Consider the following 19,090-nt stretch of genomic DNA (forward strand, 5'->3'; position numbering starts at 1 on the left):
CACCTATCGCAGGATGACAAAGGGATCTTCGGTATCGACCGGCGGTTCGGTCAGGTCGTCGGCGGGACTGCGACCCACGCGCCGCACGCTGTAGCGAAAGCCGCGCCGCGCCGGATCGGCCAGCAGCACCGTCCAGCTTTGCAGCTTGAGGCCGGTGTCGGAAAACAGCATCGGCTTGCGCAGGGCCAGGCCGTTGTCGGGATCGGCATAGTCCAGCGTCACCATCACCCGCGCATAGCGCGCCCAGTCGACCATTTCCGCATCGACGATGATTTCCAGCGCATCGGCGCCGGTCGGCCCGACGGTGATCACGTCCCCCAGACGGCCACGATGGCTGCTGCGGTTTTCCGAGCCGTTGCGCCGCAGCACCTGCACGTCATAGGCAAAATCCAGCAGATCCTTGTCCGCCAACCGCACGGTCCAGGGGGCGGTGCGCGTGGTGCCGTCCAGCGTCAGGGTGATACGCTCGGTCAGGTCATGGGCGGGGTCGGCATAAGTTGCGATGACCAGGATCGATTGCACGTCATTGGCGAAATCGCCGCGGCCGACGAAGGTGGTCGTCACCCGCGCCTCGAAGGGGCTGGTGATGGTCAGCGTCTCGGCGGCGTTCTCGTCGGCGGGCAAGGACAGGGTGGTGCCGTCGGTCATGCGATAGGTCCGCTCCACCCGATAGGGTCGGATCGGCCCGCCCGCCGGGACCGACACCAGCCAGCTGCCGGTGGGCTGGGCCTGCGACAGTGTCAGCGTCTTGACCGCGCCGCGCGCCGCCGGGTCGGGATAGGTCAGCGTGACATCGACCGAGGCGACCTCGGGCGGCATCGGCGCCAGCAGCAGATCGACCTTCAGCTGTCCAAGCTGGGCGTAGCTGATGACCAGATATTCGCTGCTGGCGGTATTCCACCCCCCGGCCGGGGGATGTTCGGCCGTCACCATCGAGCCGACGAAATGGATCACCGTGCGATAGCGATAGTCCAGCTTGGGCGTGCGGTCGGTATTCATGGCCAGCTCGAAGGCGAATTGCTGCGGTTCGCCGTTGCGGCTGAGCTGCAATTGCCGTTGCGTGCGGATGCGCCGGCCGCGGATGTCGTCGAACTGGTCATAATCGACGAACACGCTGACGCTCTGGATCGGGTCGATCTGGAAATTGATGTTGGGCGCCACCGTCAAGCGCATGATCGGAATATTGGCCTGGCTGAGGTTGGCATAGACGATGGCGGCGGCGGTATCGGCGGGCGTCAGCTCGGCACCCAGGATCGCGTTGGCACCATGTTCGATCTGCACCACGTCGCGGCGGCTGATGGTGACATCGACGCTGCCGGTGTCTGTGGTGGTTTCGCGAAACCAGTAGCCGCGATCCTTTTCCGCGTCGGTTTCGTCCTCGGCGGGGATGGCGCGTTCAAAGAACCCCGGCAGGATGTTGTTCTGCAGGATGTTCATGGCCATGCGTTCCAGTTCCTGGGTCAGATCCTCGGACGGGTCGGCGTCGCGGAAATCGCCGTCGTCGATTTCGACCGTCAGGCTGTGATGGCTGCTGCGAAAACTGGACAGCGTCGGCGGAGGATACCAGACCGGCCGCAGCACGATGCCGCCGCCCAGGGTGACATAGCGACGCATGATCGCGTTCTGTCGGGCCTGTTCCAGGAATTCTTGCCGATCCGCGCGGATGCGGATGGTCAGCGCCGGAATGCGGGCAATCATCATCAGCCCCTGATAGCGGACCTGGATGGGCAGGACGCCCTCTTCCATGGTCTGGCGCAGCAGGCGGGCGCCGCTTTGGGTCAGCTGATAGGAAAAGCTGGCGCTGTTGACGCCCGTGGACATGATCGGGCAACTGCCCTGGGCGGCGATCTGCAGCTCCTCGCCAAAGGTGGTGGCAACCGCCGTGCCGCCGATGAACTGAGGGGCATAACCCAGTTCGGGCTCGCCCGGAAGCACCGGCATGCCCAGAAAGCGAAAGCCGCGGTCGACCTCTTCTGCCAGGCGCTGGCGCAGGTGATCGCGGATGCGAGTCTGTTCGGCAAGCGAAATCGCCAGCCCCACCGTCATCTGCAACTGCCCGCGTTCGACATCGTCGTTTGGCGGCCGGGGCTGGGACAGGTCGCGGACATAGGCGATCAGGTCCAGCATCGGCCGGCTGGTCGGGTCCCGGGGATCGGCGCGCAGGATCCGCGGCTTGCCCGAGACCATGTAGAACTTGCGCGGGTTTTCGTCGTCGCGATACAGCACGACATCCGGCACCCCGGGAACCGTGAAACTGCCATAAAGGGAAAGCATACGGTTCTCCTTTTGCTAGGGGGCCGAAAATCCGGCCCAGAGAGACGGCGGCAGGCCGATGCCCCCGTCGCCGTCGGCGGCGCGGACCGGCCTCAGGGGTGCCAGAGCCAGTTCGCCGGTGACCCGACGACGGCTGTGAATGCTTTCCTGGCGGGATTCGTGGCGTATCTGGCCTGGCGCCAGGATCAGCCGCAGCCGCTGGTCGCTGAAGCCGGATTCGACCGCGCTGGAAATACCCTGCACGCGCAGCCGCATGGTTGCCTGCAGATGCGGCAGTCCGGCGTCCCAGTCGCGTGCCAAGGCGGCGCCCGCCTCGCCGACGGGAACCTCGCCCGACAGAACGATGTCGCTGCCCTGCCAGTTCGGAGCGTCATGGCGGACCACCACGCCGGCGTCGGCAGACAGGGTCACGCTGAGATCCAGCGCCGCCACCACCGGCGACAGGCGCAGCTGGTCGGGATCGCTGCCCAGCCAGGCCGCGATTATCTGCCGGCGCTGCATCGGCGGTGGGCAGGCGGTGAGCGGCAGATTGAAGAAACCGCCCAGGATCGCGCGTGGCTCGTGACGGGCGCCGCGCCCCATCACCGTCAGCGTGGCGCCTTCGGCCACACGCAATCGCAGCGGCAAGACATGGTGCAGCCCGAGATCGCCGTCGTCGTCAAATATCACCAGGTCGTCGCGATCGGGCGGCATCCGGGCAGAGGACAAGATCAGCATCGATAACCCCTCTATGATCCAGCCGGCACGCCGATATTGGCGGCAAGCATCAGGAACAGATCGGTGCCCCAGTTCTGGCGACTGTCGATTTCAAAGAGCGCATCGGCGGCCAGGCGTTCGACCGTGGCCAGGGCCGGCACCGCCAGGGGCGTGCGGATGCGCTGCAGCACGCCCTGGCTGCCGCCCTCGGGGATGGCGAACCAGCGGTCCAGCGCCGATGCCAGATCAGGGGCGGGGGCACCGAAGATGCTGTCCCAGAGCTGGCGGCGAAAGGCGGGAACGGCGGCCTCGGCCTCGTCCATGAAGGCAAAGCCGTGCTCGAAATCGGTGAATTGCGAGCGGACCGAGAAATTCGGCGAACCGACGAAAGCCCATTTGTCGTCGGCCAGCGCCAGCTTGCTATGCACCACCTTGGCCGAGTGGTTGAAGATCCCGACCCGCGCCTTTTGCGCCGGGCCAAGGCCGCGCATCAGGTGAAAATTGATGGCGCGCGCCCGGGTCCAGGCGCCGATGTCGCTGGGCGGGTCGTTGGGATCGAAGCGCCCGGTGACCAGGATCACCCGGAAATCGTCGTCGGCCAGCAGGCGGGCGTTCAGCGCATCGCATAGCGGCGCCGAACTGAGCATCTGATCCTCGACATAGTAATAGGTTTCGGCCCCGGCGATGGCCGCGCGCCAGCCGCGATCAACCTCGAACACGCCGGCGGGGGCAAAGCTGCAAGGGTCGTTCATCGGCACCGGCGACAGGCCCAGCAGCGAGGGGAAATTGAACTGCGGCACCGTGCGCAGCGACTGGGCATGGACCCGCCCGGCCGAGGCGCGACCGACGCTGCGCGCGGCGATGGCTGCGGTGGCGGCGGTGCGGTTGTCCAGGCTGATCGCGTGGGTGGCGCCGTTCAGCGTCACCGAAAACGACAGCGGCCGCACCGGGCGCGCCTGGATTTCGTTCCACATGTCGCGAAAGAAATCATGCGCGGGCTGGGACGCCGGCCCGGTCAGCCGCAGCTGCACATCGCGCCAGATCGGGTCGTGGCGGTCGTTCACGCAATCCAGCCCGCCGGTGAACACCGTCATCTGATCGTCGTTGCCGACCAGCGCCAGCTTGGCATGGACCGCGCCGGCGGGGTGGGACAGGGTGTTGCACATCACCTTGTCGGCCAGGGTCGGCTCGCTGCGCAATTCCTTGATGAAGCGCATCGTGCCGTAACTGGTGCGAAAGGCATCGGGCGCGCGCCCCTGCACCAGCGCCGAGGCCATCATTTCCGGAGCCAGCACCCAGCCCAGCACCCGCACGTCGATGCCGGCCCGCGACTTGGCCTTGAGCAGCGCCGTCATCTCGGGGCCGCCGGTCATCTTTTCCAGCGAGAACAGCGGCGTGAACCACCACCCCGCCAGCCAAAGGATGGGGTGGCCGGCATTGGGCAGGGCGTCGATGGCGGCCTTGAGCCGGGCGAAATAGGCCGGGCCCATCAGCAGCGGTTCGACCTCGTTGGCCAGATGGATCGGCACCACAGGCTGCGCCAGCGCCGCCCCCCCGGCCGATCCCAAGCTGCCGCTGCCCTGCACCGTTTCGCTGTCGAACATGTAGCGCTGTCTGTCGGTCTCGAAACTCATCGGAACGCCTCATGGTCAGGGGGTGGCGACGCGCAGCAGCACCAGGCTGGCATCGGTGGTCACGGGCGGCAGTTCGCGCTGTTCGCCGGTTTGCAGCAGCACGACGGTCTGGTAGGAAAAGCGCCGCTCGCCGCGCTGTTTCAGCCGCACCAGCCAGCGCGCCGGCTCGCTGCCCTCGACGAACAGGTTGGCGGTCTGGGCAAATTCCGGGTCGGCGTCCTGGGCGGTGTAGGACAGGTTGACCAGCAACCCGACGACGCCCAGCGTGGCCAGCGGCGGGCCGACATAGCGCAAGGTGACCTCCATCACATCGCCGGCCGGCACGCCAACCACTTGCAGCGTGTCGCTGAGCACGCGCCAGGGCAGGGTTTCGATCCCGCCGCTGGCAAAGATGCGGCGTTCGCGCAGCCGCACCTCGGGGCGCGGCTCGGCCGTGGGCAGGATCACTTGCACCGGCATGGCCTGCAGCGGCTCGGTCACCTCGATCCCGCCGCTGCCGACCAGGCTGCCGTTCTGGCGCACCTCGTAATCGACCAGGACCGAGCGCAGCTCGTCCAGCGGGTCCGACAGCATCACCGAAAACTGCGCTGCCGGCCGGCCCGGCACCGGCATCAGCACCAGATCGGTGGGGCGCAGCCCCTGCGGATCGGGGCGGATCTGTTCCGGCAGCGCAAGGCTGCGCCCGTCGGCAAAGATCGCCTCGGCGGCGATGCGCACGGAATCATTGGCATCGGCAAGGCGGACATGCACGGTCACGCCCGGCTGGCCGGGCAGCAGCACGAAACTGCGGCTGTCCTGGATCAGCCCGTCGGGATCGCTGTAGGTGACGCTGGCGCGCACCTCGGCCAGGTCGGGGGGCACCGCGCGCGGCAGCGCCAGGGTGATCGGCTGGCGCCGCGCCAGCATCGACGGATGCAGCGACAGCTGCCGCGCCTCGGTCGGGGTCCAGGGACCGGTCAGGGTCTGCCGGGTATCCCCAAGGCCGAAGCCCGGCAGGTAATGCAGCGTCAGCTGATATTCGTAGCCCATGCCGGCGCCGGGGTCGCGGGCAAAGACAAAGCTGGCGCGATCATCGGCACTGTCCAGGATGAAATCGGCGGATTCGCGCGGCTGGCCGTCGGGCCGCCGGCCATAGCGCAGCCGCACCGTCATCGCCCGGATGCCTTCGGCGGCGAAATCGGTGCCGCCGGCGTCCACGTCGATGCGCAGCCGGGCAAAGAACGGGTGGTTCAGGCTGATCTTGTGGATGCGGCTACGGATCTCACGCTCGGATCCCATGAACAGCAGCGGGTTCTGCGGCCCGGTGGACCGCTGCATCGCCGTGGTGCGCGACAGGTCATAGACCACCTTGCGCAATTCGCGCTGTTGCAGGCGGCGCATGGTAAAGGTGGCGCGCGGGTGCCCCATGGCCGAGGATTGCGCCGCGACCTGGCTGTTGGCGGCCGGCGGCGGCGTGCCCTCGCCCGGCTCGGGGGGCGGGGTGTTGATGTCGGTGGGCCCGGCCATTTCGCGGCTGCTGATCGCCTGACCGATGGCCTGGCCGATCGCCGCCGGCATCCCCTGGCGGAACAGCCCGACCGAGCCGTCGCTGGCCGGCGCCGCGAACACCTCGCTTTCATTCACCGACGGATCGCCCAGCTTCAACGACGGCGCAAAGAAGGCGCCGGTGGCCAGTTCCTTGACCAGCGCGTCGATGCGGGTCTGCCGCTGGGCCAGCGCCTCGGGGGTGGATAATTCCAGGCTGCGCACGGTGTCGTCGATCCTGATCGACTGATTGTCGCGCAGCTCTTCGACGATGTTGTCGATTTCGCCGGCCACGACGATGGCGTTGAAGCCCAGCCGCGTGCGCAGGAAATCATAGACCCGCGCATAGTCGATTTCGATGCGCAGGCTTTCGACCTCGAGCAGGCCGGTATATTTCAGGTCGTAGATGGCGATCAGCGGCCGCGCCGCGCGGCCCTGTTCCAGAAGATCGGCGAAGAAGGCCGCGCCCTCTTCGCTGAGTTGCAGCGAGAACACCGCGCGATTGTCGCCGTCAAGATTGGGAACAGCGGTGCCGAATACCTTTTCGACCAGGCGCAGGCCGGTGGGGCCGGGGTCGCTGGCCGGCGGGCCGCTGCCGTCGGGGTTGATCGGGGCCACGCCGGTATCCAGCCCCGCCAGCCGCACCGAACCTTCGGTAAAGGGGATCGAGACCAGCCGCGCCTGGCTGCCATACTGGCGGCGCAATTCGCGCAGCAACGGCTGTTCCAGCGCCCCCAGCCCGGTGGCGACGGCCAGCGTCAGAAAGCCGCCGGTCTGCAGATCCTGCGCCTGCCCGCCCTTTTCATAAAGCATCAGGTCGAACATCAGCCCGGCGCGGTCGCGCGGAATGGTCGGGTTCTGCGGCAGGTAAAAGAACACGTCGCGCTGGTCGGCGTCGCGATACAGCGTCACGCCCATAAGTTCGAACCGGGTATCGAGGTCCAGCATGGCAAGCTCCGGTTGCGGGGGTCACAGAGTCCTTAGCGAAATGATCAGTTGCAGGCCGTCGGTGCGGGTCTGCCAGTCGCTGACGGCACTGTCGCCGGTGCTGCGAAAGGCATGGGTGCGGAATTCGTAGCTCAGCGGCTGGCCGGGGCGGCGGATCAGCGTGGCCTGCGCGGTCAGCGGATCGCCGGGGCCAAAGAACAGTTCGGTCAGGCGCGGTTGGCCGGTTTCGTCGGGGGCGCGCAATTCGACCAGCACCGCGTCGAGCCCCGCCGCGGCCAGATCGCCGCCGATCAGGCGCAACGTCAACAGGTCTGGGCGCGCCGCGTCGGTGCCGACGATGTGGATGGTTTCCGGAGTTTCCACCCAATCGCCGCGCGACACGATGCCGCCTTCGCGCACGGTGGCGCGGATGCGCACCTGCTGTCGCGCCGGGTCGAGGATCGACCAGCGCAGGGTCAGGGCGGCAAAGGGCGGCGTCAGCGTCGCGCGAAAGCTGCGGGCATAGGCGGCGGCGGGATCGTTGTATTCCACCTCGACATCGATCCCCTCGACCGAGGGGGACAGCACGTTGGGTTGCACGATCAGCTGGCGTTCGCCGCGAAATGGCGCGTCCAGCGTGTGCAGGGGCGCGCGCGCCTGGTCGCTTGCGGCGGTCCAGGTGCCGCCCTCGGCAAAGACATAGGTCGGGCGCAGGTCGAAGCGGCCAAAGCCTTTTTCCCGGGTGCGGATCGGCCAGTCGGCGCCTTCGGGCGCCACCTCGGCCACCGGCCGGTCAAAGGGCGCCAGCAGGCGAAAGCGGCGCTCGGCCGCAAACCCGCCCGAGTCGGTGCGAAACCGGGCCTCGACGCCGATTTCGCGCACATCCGCCGGGATGCGGCCCGGGCGCAGCACCAGCCGACGATAGCCGAAATCGCCGCGCGGATCGATCATCACCGCCCGGGTGCTAGACGTTTGCCGCGGGGTGACATAGCGGCTGGCATCGACGGTCGCATCGACCGGATCGTCGAATTCATAGGTAATGTCATAGCTGACCGCCATGCTGGGCCGGCCGTTGCGCAGAAAGGCCAGCAGCCGGTGGCGCTCGCCGCCGGGACGACAGATCAGCGGCGGCTTGATTTCGGGCGGGCGCTGCGGGTCGTCGTCGCCATAGCTCATGCTGACGACGGCCTGGCGCAGGTTCAGTTCGGCAAAAACCGCGTCCTCGGGCAAGGACACGATGGCTTCGACCCGGTCGAAAAACGCCGATGCGGTGCCCAGGTTGATGACAGTGGTGTGGCTGGCGTGGTCCTGTGGCGCAATCAGCGTCTGCAGAAAGGCCTGCGGCGCGTCGGTGCGGGTGCTGGGCATGCGCGCGTCATAGCGGAACTCGCCCGACAGATCGGCGGTCTCGTGCTGGAATTTCAGCGTCAGCCCCAGTGATCCGCCGGTCGCTGCCGCAGCGGCGGCATTGCCGGCAGCGGCCGCGCCCCCGCCTGCGGCCGCCCCCGCGCCGCCAAGCGCGGCAATGGCCTGGCCCAGCCCCTGGCCCGGCGCCGGCTGCGGCGGCTGCGGCAGGCTGGGGCGGAAAAGGGTCTGGATGATGTCCTCCTTGAACAGGGCGAGTGCGCGGGCCTCGGCCTCGCGCGCGGCATCGGCATCAAGCAGGATCGAACTTTCGATCTGCACCGCATTCGTCTGCACCAGCTGGTCGATCGCGGCCGAGACATCGGCGCGGAACCATTGCACCTGGCCTTGCAGCCCGCCGCCGAAATGCTGGCGCAGCTTGTCCATATCGGCGCGGACAACCACCTGCACCGCCGGCGACAGCCCCTGAAAGCTCAGCTCATAGACCACGCCCACCGGCATGCCGCCATTCTCGAACATGCCCGACATGAAGGCCGCGCCGCGGTCGCTGAGCGAGATCGAAAAGATCGCCTGCAAATCGCCCAGCAGCGCCGGCCGGCCCGCCCCCAGCACCGCGGTGACAAAGCGCGGCCGCCCGGCCGCCGGCTCGCCCGCGCCGGTGTCGCCGCCTGCGCTGACCGCATCCAGCGCGATCAGGCTGACCTTGCCCTCGGAATAGGGGATCGGCGACAGCGTCACCCGGTCCTCGTCGTCAAGCGACAGCGCCCGCGCCACCGCCTTGCGCGCCCGCCGCAACGCCGCATCGTCATGACGGCAATTGACGCCCAGGGTCAGAAAGCCGCCGCCCATTTCCTGCGGAATCTGCGTGCCGCCCAGGAAACTGTGGACCAGCGCCTCGGTATAGATCCACAGGTCGAACATCGGCCGCCGGCCGGGGCCGATGGCCAGACGCGGGTCTGCGGCGCTGTAATACCACAGCAGCGGATCCTCATGATCGGGGAACAGGATGATGCCGTCTGCTTCGACATGCGGGGTTTCGAAACTCAGCATCGGCGTCCTCCCCTATAGCTGAAAGCGCATCTGCGGGACGCGGAACAGCGCCAGATCGCGGTCCAGCCCTTGCCAGCCGGTGCTGTCGGGAAAGCCGTCGGCATTGCGCCAGTCGGCCCGCACCCGCAGGCCGGAGACGGGCGGGACGAAACGCGGAAAGCTCCAGACGCCCAGATCGCCATCGGTCCGGTCGGCGTCGACCAGGACACTATGGGGATGCAGGGACACCGCGCCGGGACCAATGGCCTCGGCCGACAGGCGCAGCTGGGCCAGGCCGTGCGCGGCCAGCGGCAGGCCCAGCACCCGAAGGCGCACGGCGCGCATCTCGACCAGTTCGCGGCCAAGAACGATGGTGGTGTCGGTGGTCTCGCGCCAGTCGCCCTGCACGAAGCCGCGCCCCAGGATCAGCGCGGTCAGCCGGAACTGCAGCCGATCCAGCGCCGGGTCGGCGACGGCGTAATCGCGGTCCACCACCGGCTGATCGGAGCTCAGGGTCACGCGTTCGTCGATGTGCAGCCCGTTGGCGTCGTCGTCATAGCGGATCTCCAGAAAGGCCAGGCCGACCTCGGCCCAGGGCAGGCTGACGAAGAAGGTCGCGCGCCGGCGGTGCGGCAGCGGGTCGGGCAGGGTGATGCGCAGGCCGGTTTCATCCTGCCAGTCGCTGATCACCGGCCCGCCTTCGGGCATGGGGCGCTCGAACCGGGTGCGGAACTGGAACCGTTCGGGCTGGGCGCCATGGCCGCGAAAGATCCAGCGCGCCTCGGGCGTGTCGGCGCGCAACAGCAGCGCGCCGCGCTGGGTTTCGACGCCGTCCTCGACCCGCCGCAGATCGATCGAGACCTGCGGGAACTGCGCAAAGGGAAAGCCGGGCGTCACCGCCAGCAGCGGTGCGCGCAGCCGATACGGTCCGTCGACGCGCGGATCGACGATCAGCTCGCCAGCACGGCCCTGGGTCCAGGGGCCTTCCTCGGTCGGGCGGGGGCCGAAGGCGCTGGCGGGATCGTAATGGCAGCGCAGGCGATAGTGATAGGGATCGGTCAGCAGCCGCGCCGGCTGGTCCAGCAGGTTGACGGCGTAGAGGTGCTGCTGGTTTGCGTCGTGAAACACCACCGTGCGCGGGTGCAGCGGCACGGCCGCATCGGGTGCGGACAGCGCGATGTCCAGCTCGACCGCCGCAAGCCCGTCGCTGGCGAACCGGTCCATGATGCCCAGTCGGATTTCGCGGCGCGGGATGGCGGCGATGTTCACCCCGCCGATCAGCCGGTCGCGCAGCGAGGGCCAGTCGGCGCGTTCGACGCCGGTTTCGTCGATGCGGCGGGCGTTCAGCTCGGCCCCCAGGGTGGCCTGGAACACCAGGTCGCGTCGCCGCGCCAGCGTGCGCTGCAAGACGGCGTGAACCTGGCGCAGATCCTCGGTCCGGCGGGATTTCAGCTTGAAGGAGGCGCCGGGCATCAGCGTGTCGAACAGTTCCGCGACACCGCCCAGCAGGCCGTCCACCAGGCCGGCGGCGGGCCCGGCCGGGGCAGGTGGCACGGGCTGTGGATCGAAGAAGCTGTCGGTGATCCAGTCCAGCAGCGCGCGTTCGGCCGCCGCGGCATCGTCCTGGGCGGTTTCGTCCATGACCACGGTATCGACCCGCACCCCGGCCGCGGCCATCGCCAGCCGGGTTTCCCGGGCGATGTCTGCGCGCAGGTAATAGACATTGGCACGAAACCGCGCGTCCAGTTCGTCTTGCAGACGCGACAGATCGCCATTGACCTGGATGCGATAGCCCGGTTGCAGGCCGGTCAGTGCCATGCGGTAGATCACCAGCGCCGGCAGGGTCGGGTCGCCAACCGCCGCCTCGATGAAGGCGGCGGCGGTGTGGTTCAGCGCCACCTGAAAGCTGGCGGCATTGCGCCCGGCCATCGCGGGGCGCGCGCTGCCCAGCACATCGACCTGAAAGGGGCCGGGATTGCTGCCGGGGTCGGCGCCGCTGGCCTGGCCCAGCAGCACCAGCTCGACCTGGCCATCGTCGAACAACGGTTGGCTCAGTTGCACGACCCGACCGATCTGATCGGCCAGTTGCTGGCGGATCAGTGCCTGAACGCCGTCAGGCACGGTCAGTTCGGTGGCAAGCGACAGAAACCCACCGGCAAGCGCCGCCCCCCCGGCATCGTCGCCCAGATAGCGCATCAGCCCAAAGGCCGGGTCGCCATTGGCGGCCAGCGCCAGCGCCGGCGCTGCGGGCAGGACATGGAACAGGTCGGCGCGGTCGTGGTCGGCCAGAACCGGGTGGCCGGCGATCAGCCTGATCGGAGGGGCAAAGGACAGCATGGCGTCATCCCTTGCCTCAACCGTTGGGGGGAGGAACAAACAGCCAGTCGTCGGGGTGGGCAAAGCTCGCGGTCTGTTCCTGGCCGGCGATCCGCTCGCCCGAGGCCATGAAGTAGTCGACCCGATAGCGGTATTCCAGCCGCTGGGGATCGGCCAGCGCCACCGACCAGACCGAACTGTCGCCGGGATTGCGCAGCAGCACGCCATGCGTATCCAGAACGTTGTTGACCGGATCGCTATAGGACAGCGACACCGTTGCCCGCCGCACATCCGTTCCCAGCGCCAGATCGTCGCCCGAGACCGTGACCCGGTAAAGCCCGCCCGGGGCATTGCCCACGATCACCGGCACACCGCTGGCCTGCACCACGCGCGGGGCGAAATTGCGCGCCACGCCGCTGCGGAACAGATGAGTTTCGCTGACCGCGACCGTGCGCCGCGCCGGATCCTTCAAGGGCGCGAAAAAGGTCTTGATCTTGCCCTGATCCTCGGGGGCAAAGAACAGCGACTGCTGGGTGCGCAGGTCGTTGTCGGGATCGTTGTATGTCAGCGACACCAGGATGCCGGCCAGCTCGCTCCAATCCGCCGAAGGCACCACATCCAGCATCAACCGGTCCTCGAACGGGGTGGGCACGCGCAGGTTGGTGGTGCCGGCCGGGGCCTCGATCCAGGGTGTCGAGACCTTCTGGTTGGGGAACACATGGGTGAAACGATAGCGGAAAGGCTTCAGCTCGGGCGAATAGACCGGGCGGCGGATGACGACCTGTGGTGCCTCCTTGGTCAGGCTGCGTTCCTCGACAAAGGGGGTGACGCCGCTGCGGCGATCCTCATAGGCCAGTTCGATGTCGATCGAGCGCAACTCGCCCTCGAACCCGGCGGCGGGGGCCGAGAAGGTGACGTTGATTTCGCCCGGATTGGCCACAGCGATGACCTGGGCCGGAGCCACCGATGTCGCATTCAGCAACCGCTGCTTCAGGATCGGGCCGTTGCGGTAATGCACCTCGGCCGTGACCTGGTATTCGTTGCTGCGCCCCTTGGCGGTGACGAACTTGCGCCGGCGGTTGTCGTCCTTGGTAAAGATGAAGCTTTCCGCCTTCTGGATGCGCCGGCCGGTATCGTCGGGGCTGTCATAGGTCAGGTCCACGACGATGGAATGAACGTAATCGTCGAAGCGCTCGAAATCGAAACTGGTCGAGACATCCACCTCGAGCCGCTTGAAGAAAGGATGCGCCAGCGTGTCCACGATCAGCAGATAGTCCTTGATATCCGCCGAAATGAACGACGGGTTGATTGTCGCGCTGGGGTTGTATTGGCGGATCACCACATCCGATTGCGTCAGCGTCAGGTCGAAGTTCTTCTGGAAGTCCTCGTTGATGAAGGTCAGCCATTCGCTGCGCAGTTCCTCGGGTGTCAGAATGCCGCCGACATTCATCCACTGTTCGTTGATGAACTTGTCCATCGCGCCCAGGGCAAAATCGCGCAGATCGGCGATCATGTCGTCGTCCAGTTCCACCTGGGCCGAGCCGGCGCGAATATCCAGCGTCACCAGATTGTTTTCGCGCAGGAATTCGCTGTAGCCGGTGCGCTTTCGCACCTGGGTCGTGGTATCGCCGCCCCAGAAATCCTCATCCACGATTTCCTGTTCGGTATAGGTCGCCACCACCTCGCGCACGCGGCCGGCGTCGATATGGGCCTCGATCACCACGGCGGGCAGGCGCACCTCGAATTCCAGGTTGTATTCGACCGCGGCGATGGCGCCGCCCTGGCGCAAAGTGTCGGCAAAGACCTCGGCCCCCATGAGCGGAAAATCGGCCACGACCGAAACCGTGTTGCTGCCGATCAGCGATGGTCGGCCCAGATCGATGCGTTCGACCAGGCTGTTGTTCGGCCCGCGCGCGATGCGCAGCACCGCCGTGCCGCCGGTGAAGGGCACGGAACGGATCTTGGGCGTCGGAATCGGCGCGCCCGGCGACGGCGCCTCGGCCCGCAGGATCGCCTGTGCGCGGTCGGTCGCCTTTTGTCCGACCACATCGGCGGGCGCGGTCAGCACCGTGGTCATCACCAGAAAGCCGCCGCCCTGCTGCTTGCCCTCGATGGGCAGGCCGGCCTGATACAGCACGAACTGGAATTGCGGCGACCCGTCGGGATTACGTGCCAGGGCGACGGTGCTGGGCAGGTAATAGAAAACCTCGGGGGCTTCGTCGTCGCGAAAGAACTGGACGCCCTCGATTTCAAAACCATCCGTCAGGGAAAGCATGCCAATACTCCGTGCTGGGCTGACCCGCTGGAAGCAGGGGCCGGAACAGACAAATCTTTCGTACCTGGGATGGGTCGATCATGCCCCAGTGGCCGCAAAAAGTAAAGCAATGGCTACGCTTGCGCCGGATCAGAACGCCGATTGCACCAGATCGCCCCAGGCGGTCTGATCGGGTGCCAGCGGGCTTTGCCGCCAGGGGGTCGGGCGGGCGCGCATCGCCCGTGCCGGCAGGCCGCCGCGGCTGTGATCGATTTCGGCGGCCATCAGATCGCAGACCAGCGCCACCCGTGCAAAGCGGTGCTGGCGGTCCGGGGCGTCGTTGACCAGCGCCAGGCCGTTGGCGAAAGGTTCATCGGGCAGCAGCATGTCGCCCAAGAGCGGCCGCGCCCGCCGGTCGCTGACGATCGAGGCGGCGCTGGCGCCGCGCAGCGCCGGGGGCAGGGCGATGCCGGCACCGCTGCCGCGCAGGGCGGCAGCCAGAACCTGCGGGTCGCGCATGCCCAGTTCCGCCGCCAGTTCCCGCATCAACCCCGGCGTGGCCGAAAGCTGGGCCATGACGCCATCATTGCGCAACAGCCGCTCGGCCTCGGCCACCAGGGTTTCCGGGGCGGGTCCGGGCAGGCCGCGGCGGTGGCGGTGCAGTCGCAACAGCGCCATCAGGCTGCGCAGCCGCGCCGGCGTGTTTTCCGTCAGTTGCGCCAGGTCCACCGCGCGCCTGGCGGCCTGTCCCGCGCGCAACAATGCCCGGCGGGTTTCATGGATCAGCGTTTCCACCAGCAGCAATGCCACCTGCGTCAGCCGGTCGCCGGCGGTTTCGGCGCTGGCGATGCCCTGACGCAGGATCTGCAACGCAGTTTCTGGCTGACCCAGCATGACCAGCGCCTCGGCCTCGGTCAGGAACAGCGGCGATGCCGGCAGCCGTTGCTGGCGCTGGTTCAAGACCGACAGCGCCTCTTGCGGCAACTTGTCGCGCATCAGGGCGCGGGCGGTCTGTTCGGCCGAGGTTTCCCAGGATTGCTGGTCGGCCAAGTCCTGCCATTCCGGGCGCAGGTCGATGCGCAAGCGGTTGGCCAGCCATATTTGCGCCCGGGGCGGCAGTTCGTCCAGCGCGCCAGAGAGCAGCGGCGCTGCCGCCTCGTCCCAGCGGGGGTCCAGCTCCTCGGCCGGGCTGTCCAGCGCCAGCAGGTGATAAAGCTCCTCGGCTCTGGCCAGGGCACCCGGGCGGTCGCGGTAATAGCGCACCGCCGCGCGATCGATGTCGGCGGCAAGCTGCGGCTGATCGCGGCGCAGGTCGGTCAGCACCAGCCGGCGCACGTCCTCGCGATAGCGCAGCGCGCCGGTGCCGGGTTCGGGCTGCACCAGCGCAACCTCATGGCCGAAGCGCGTGAACAGATCCTGCGCTGCATCGCTGTCGGCAATGGTCACGCCGCAGGGTTCGGCCAGAACCGCCAGCAGGATGTCGGGGGTGATGCGGCGCAGCACCAGCCCCGGATAGGCCAACCGTCGCACCTGTTCGTCATGGATATGCCCCAGCACCCGACCGTAAAGCTGCGCCTGCACCTTTTCGGTGCGAATCTGCCCAATCAGTTGCGCCATCCGGGCGCTGTCGGCAAAGGCGTCGCGGCCCTCGGTCGCCAGAACCCGGCCTGCCAGATAGGTGGCCAGCGGATTGCCGCGCGCAATGGCATAGACCTGATCGGCGACCGCTTGCGGCAGCGGCCCCAGCCCGGCGCTTTTTTCCAGCACGGCGCGGGCCGCGATGGGGTCCAGTGCCCGCAGCGTCACCTTTTCGGCAGGCAGACCATCTTCCTGCGCGCGTCCGGCGATGATGACGCGCAGCCGCGGGTTGCCGGACTTGAGGCTGTCGACCAGTTGCATCAGGCGGCTGACGGCGCTGGGGCCGGTGGTCTGCGCTTCCTCGAAGGTGTCGATGACCAGCAAGACCGGCTGGTTGCCGGGAATGATGGCCATGGCCGCGCGGGCGATGCGGCTGACCTCGTGCCAGTCAACGGCGCCGCCGGTGACGGATTCCATCGTCTCGGTCGAGCGGCTGCGCAGCCGCAGCGAGGCGATGTGATCGCGCATCCCGTCCAGTTCGGGGTTCAGTTCCGGGTGCTGGATGCGCAGCTGGCGCCCGGCCTCGAGCAGCAGGGTGAACGGGTCGTCGATGACCAGTTGCGGATCGTCCAGGTTCAGCAGCAGCACCGTGGGCGGGTTCGGATCGTGCTCGACGGCGTCCAGAATGAATTTCGCCAGCACGGTCGACTTTCCGACGCCGCCCGGTCCCTGGACCATCAGCACCGCGCCGGGCGGGGCCAGGCGCAGGTGATCGGCAATCTGCGCCAGGACATCGGCGCGGCCGGCGAAATGGCTGCCCACCAGCTTGCGCAGCGGTGCCAGCAGACGCGCGCGTGCCGCCTGCTGGGCCACCTGCTGCGGATCTGGCAGGTCGGGCAGGATGCCCTGCAGCCAGGCGAGGGCCTCGGCCAGGGCGGCCAGCTGCCCGGGATCCTGCGACCGCAGCAGCGGCTCGGTGGCCGACGGCCCGGCGATCAGCGCGGCCAGTGCCTGCTGCGTCGGGTGGTCAGGCTGCGGGTTCAGTGCCAGCTGGGCCTGCATCGCGGCGGCGTTGCCCAGCCCGGCCAGCGCCTGACGGCGTGTATCGTCACGCAGCCGGCGCAACTGACGGGCGGCAAGGCTGGGCTGGGACAGGTCGATCAATTGCGGGATTTCCGGTGACAGCGGCGACAGGAACCCACTGCGGGACCGCAGCGTCAGCGGGTCGAAATGCACCAGCACCGCCGCGGCTTCGACCCAGGGCCAGACATCCTGAGGGGTGGCCTCGGCCGTCGGGGCGGCGGTCAGGCTGATGCGGCCCAGCGATTCGCGCAGGTTCATGGCTGCCCCCCCTGGGCCGCCTGGATCGCGGCCAGGGCGACCAGCTGGATCCGCTGGGTCAGGGCCTGCGCCCGGGCATAGGGTTCGCTGTTGTCATCCCAGCCCTGATAGCACAATGACAGGATGTCATCGGTGCTATGCATGTCTGCCGGCATGGCGTATTGCCCGATCAGAGCGTCAAGGTAATCGCGCAGATCCTCGCGGGCAAAGGCGCGCAGGCCCTGTTCCAGGATCCTTCCCGGCGGCGGGCCGGAAATCGGTCGGTCCCAGCCCAGCAGGAACAGCCGCATGCGTTCGGGCTGGCCATTGCCGATGCTTTGCGCCAGGCCGTGCATCAGCATGGTCACGCTGTCGTCGATGCGCTGCGAATCGAAGCCGTCCAGGATCAGCCACCAGTCGCGATCCAGCTTGCGACCCATGGCCGCCAGCCAACGCACCATCCGCATCACCGCCGTCGAATCCTGCGGCTGGTCGGCCAGGGACGGCGGCGCGCCCAGGTCCATGAACAGGGCCATATCCTCGACCAGGTCGCGGGCGGTGGTCGTCGGCTCGACCATGGGGATATGATAGACCTCGGCCCCGATGCTGCGGGCGACATGGCCGATCAGCGTCTGGCTGTAGCTTTTGCCGCTGGCATTGGCACCGGTGACCTGAAGAACCTTGGGGCCGAAGGATTGGGTCATGGTTTGCAGCACATGGCGCAGCGGGTGCTGATTGACGAAGGGCGCGCCGTCCAGGACCAGTTCCAGATGCGGCTGCGGCGCGGCGGCGGTGCGCGGCCCCGTCAGCCGGTCGATCAGCGCCAGCAGTGCCGGGTTGATCGGATCGGCCTGGCGTAACCCCTGGCACAGCCGGTCCATCCAGCCTTCGTCATTGGCCGCCTGCACCAGGCGATGATACTGCACGTCCAGCGTATCGGGGGCGCTGATGCGCGCCAGCGCCCGCTCGATCGGCGGGGCGGTCAGGATCATGTCCAGCCGGGCCGCCTGCGGGAAGGCGGCGATCAGCGCCCGCAGCAGTTCCTGACATTCGGCGCCGCTCAGCCTCATGGCGGCACCTGGGTCCAGAAGGGATCGACCTGGCCGGTCAGCCGGCCGATGATGGCGGCAAGTGGCACCGCCTGGTTGAAGGCGGCGGTGCGGGCAAAGTTCGGGTCGCCCGCATGGTGCAGGCCGATCAGGTCGAGGTTGCGGTTGAACACCGGCGCGCCGGAGGATCCCGGTTCGGTCGCAACATCGTGCCGCCAGCGCAGCCCGTGGGCCCGCAGCTCGGTCAACCTGCCCAGGCCCAGTTTCAGCGGCGCGCCCTGCGGATGCTGCAGGATCAACAGATCGTCGCCGGCCCCGGCGGGAATGGTCGGGTCGATCGTCATCCAGCCGCGCGGTGGATTGCCCGGCCCCTCCTGCCCCTGCCGGGGCTGCTCGCCCAAAGGCTCTGCCAGGCGGAGCAGGGCGAAGTCCAGGTTTTCCGGCTCGGGTTCCAGGCTTTCGTCCAGGCTGGAATCGGCGGCGTCGGGCGGGGCCGAGGCCAGCAGCCAGTCCTCGGCCAAAGGTTGCACCCGCCCCGCGCGCACCTCGACCCCTTGCGCATCCGTCAGATAGTCGAAGCGGCAGAGCAGCCGGTCGGCTGGCGTCAGATCGGCAATCACGTGCTGGTTGGTCATCACCAGATCGGGCCCGACCAGAAAGCCGGTGCCGATGGCCTTGGGCGCCGGCAAGGCGCGTTCGATGCGGCAGGTCTGGCCCTCGAGCCCGGCCAGACGCGCCATGAAGGCGGCAACATCGACGAAATCGCTGCGTTCCCGAACCAGCCGCTGCAGCGCGCTGTCGCCCGCCGCAGGGCGTTGGGTCAGGGGGCGGGCGCTGCTGAGCCCCTCGGCCAGGACCAGATCGGCCAGCAGCGGATTGCCCGGCACCGATTCATAGGCTGCCCGCGCCAGTGGCAGCAGCCAGCCTTCGGCCTCGGCCTGGGTGATGATCTGGAAATATTCGACATCCAGCGGGCCGGGGGCGGTCAGCGTGGCATAGTTGCGGTCGAAATACTGGGCCAGCAGCATTGCCATGCGCTCGCGCAGGGGAAAGGCAGCCAGCAGGGCCTTGCGCAGCCTTGTCTTGTCCATGGTAAGCCCGATGTCTTGACCAAAGAACGAAAG

The 19,090-nt window shown here is 67.9% G+C and carries 10 protein-coding genes; all 10 read right to left on the bottom strand.

The genetic code is table 11. The features are described from left to right. Positions 1-3: 3 nt before the first annotated feature. The 10 genes from GB880_RS14280 to GB880_RS14325 all read right to left on the bottom strand — a co-directional run bounded on the left by GB880_RS14280 (position 4) and on the right by GB880_RS14325 (position 19,057). Positions 4-2,274, bottom strand: coding sequence for a hypothetical protein (locus GB880_RS14280; RefSeq protein ID WP_154494172.1), 2,271 nt, complete (start codon positions 2,272-2,274; stop codon positions 4-6). 15 nt (positions 2,275-2,289) lie between these two features. Then, positions 2,290-2,991, bottom strand: a complete 702-nt coding sequence (locus tag GB880_RS14285; RefSeq protein ID WP_154494171.1) for a hypothetical protein — start codon at positions 2,989-2,991, stop codon at positions 2,290-2,292. Positions 2,992-3,002: 11 nt separating this feature from the next. Continuing rightward, entirely contained in the window at positions 3,003-4,604 is a 1,602-nt protein-coding gene (locus GB880_RS14290; protein ID WP_154550686.1) for a phospholipase D-like domain-containing protein, read from the bottom strand. A 15-nt stretch (positions 4,605-4,619) separates the two neighbouring features. After that, the gene (locus tag GB880_RS14295) at positions 4,620-7,076 is read right to left on the bottom strand and encodes a hypothetical protein (protein ID WP_154494169.1); all 2,457 of its coding nucleotides are present in this window, start codon (positions 7,074-7,076) and stop codon (positions 4,620-4,622) included. A 21-nt stretch (positions 7,077-7,097) separates the two neighbouring features. Further along, positions 7,098-9,470, bottom strand: coding sequence for a hypothetical protein (locus GB880_RS14300; protein ID WP_263467415.1), 2,373 nt, complete (start codon positions 9,468-9,470; stop codon positions 7,098-7,100). Positions 9,471-9,482: 12 nt separating this feature from the next. Beyond that, positions 9,483-11,786 carry a hypothetical protein gene (locus GB880_RS14305; protein WP_154492717.1) on the bottom strand — a complete coding sequence of 768 codons (2,304 nt, stop codon included), beginning with the start codon at positions 11,784-11,786 and terminating at the stop codon, positions 9,483-9,485. A 16-nt stretch (positions 11,787-11,802) separates the two neighbouring features. Then, positions 11,803-14,040: a hypothetical protein gene (locus GB880_RS14310; protein WP_154492715.1), complete on the bottom strand. Its 2,238-nt coding sequence runs from the start codon at positions 14,038-14,040 to the stop codon at positions 11,803-11,805. Positions 14,041-14,169: 129 nt separating this feature from the next. Continuing rightward, positions 14,170-16,938 (bottom strand): ATP-binding protein, encoded by a 2,769-nt coding sequence (locus GB880_RS14315; RefSeq protein ID WP_154492713.1) that lies wholly within the window; start codon positions 16,936-16,938, stop codon positions 14,170-14,172. Continuing rightward, positions 16,935-17,987 (bottom strand): effector-associated domain EAD1-containing protein, encoded by a 1,053-nt coding sequence (locus GB880_RS14320; protein WP_154492711.1) that lies wholly within the window; start codon positions 17,985-17,987, stop codon positions 16,935-16,937. Before GB880_RS14320 ends, GB880_RS14315 begins: the two co-directional genes overlap by 4 nt. Then, on the bottom strand, positions 17,984-19,057 hold the full coding sequence (locus GB880_RS14325) for a trypsin-like peptidase domain-containing protein (RefSeq protein ID WP_154492709.1): 1,074 nt from the start codon (positions 19,055-19,057) through the stop codon (positions 17,984-17,986). Before GB880_RS14325 ends, GB880_RS14320 begins: the two co-directional genes overlap by 4 nt. Positions 19,058-19,090: the final 33 nt, after the last annotated feature.

Origin of the sequence: Paracoccus sp. SMMA_5_TC (assembly GCF_009696685.2) — a bacterium.
GTDB lineage: Bacteria > Pseudomonadota > Alphaproteobacteria > Rhodobacterales > Rhodobacteraceae > Paracoccus.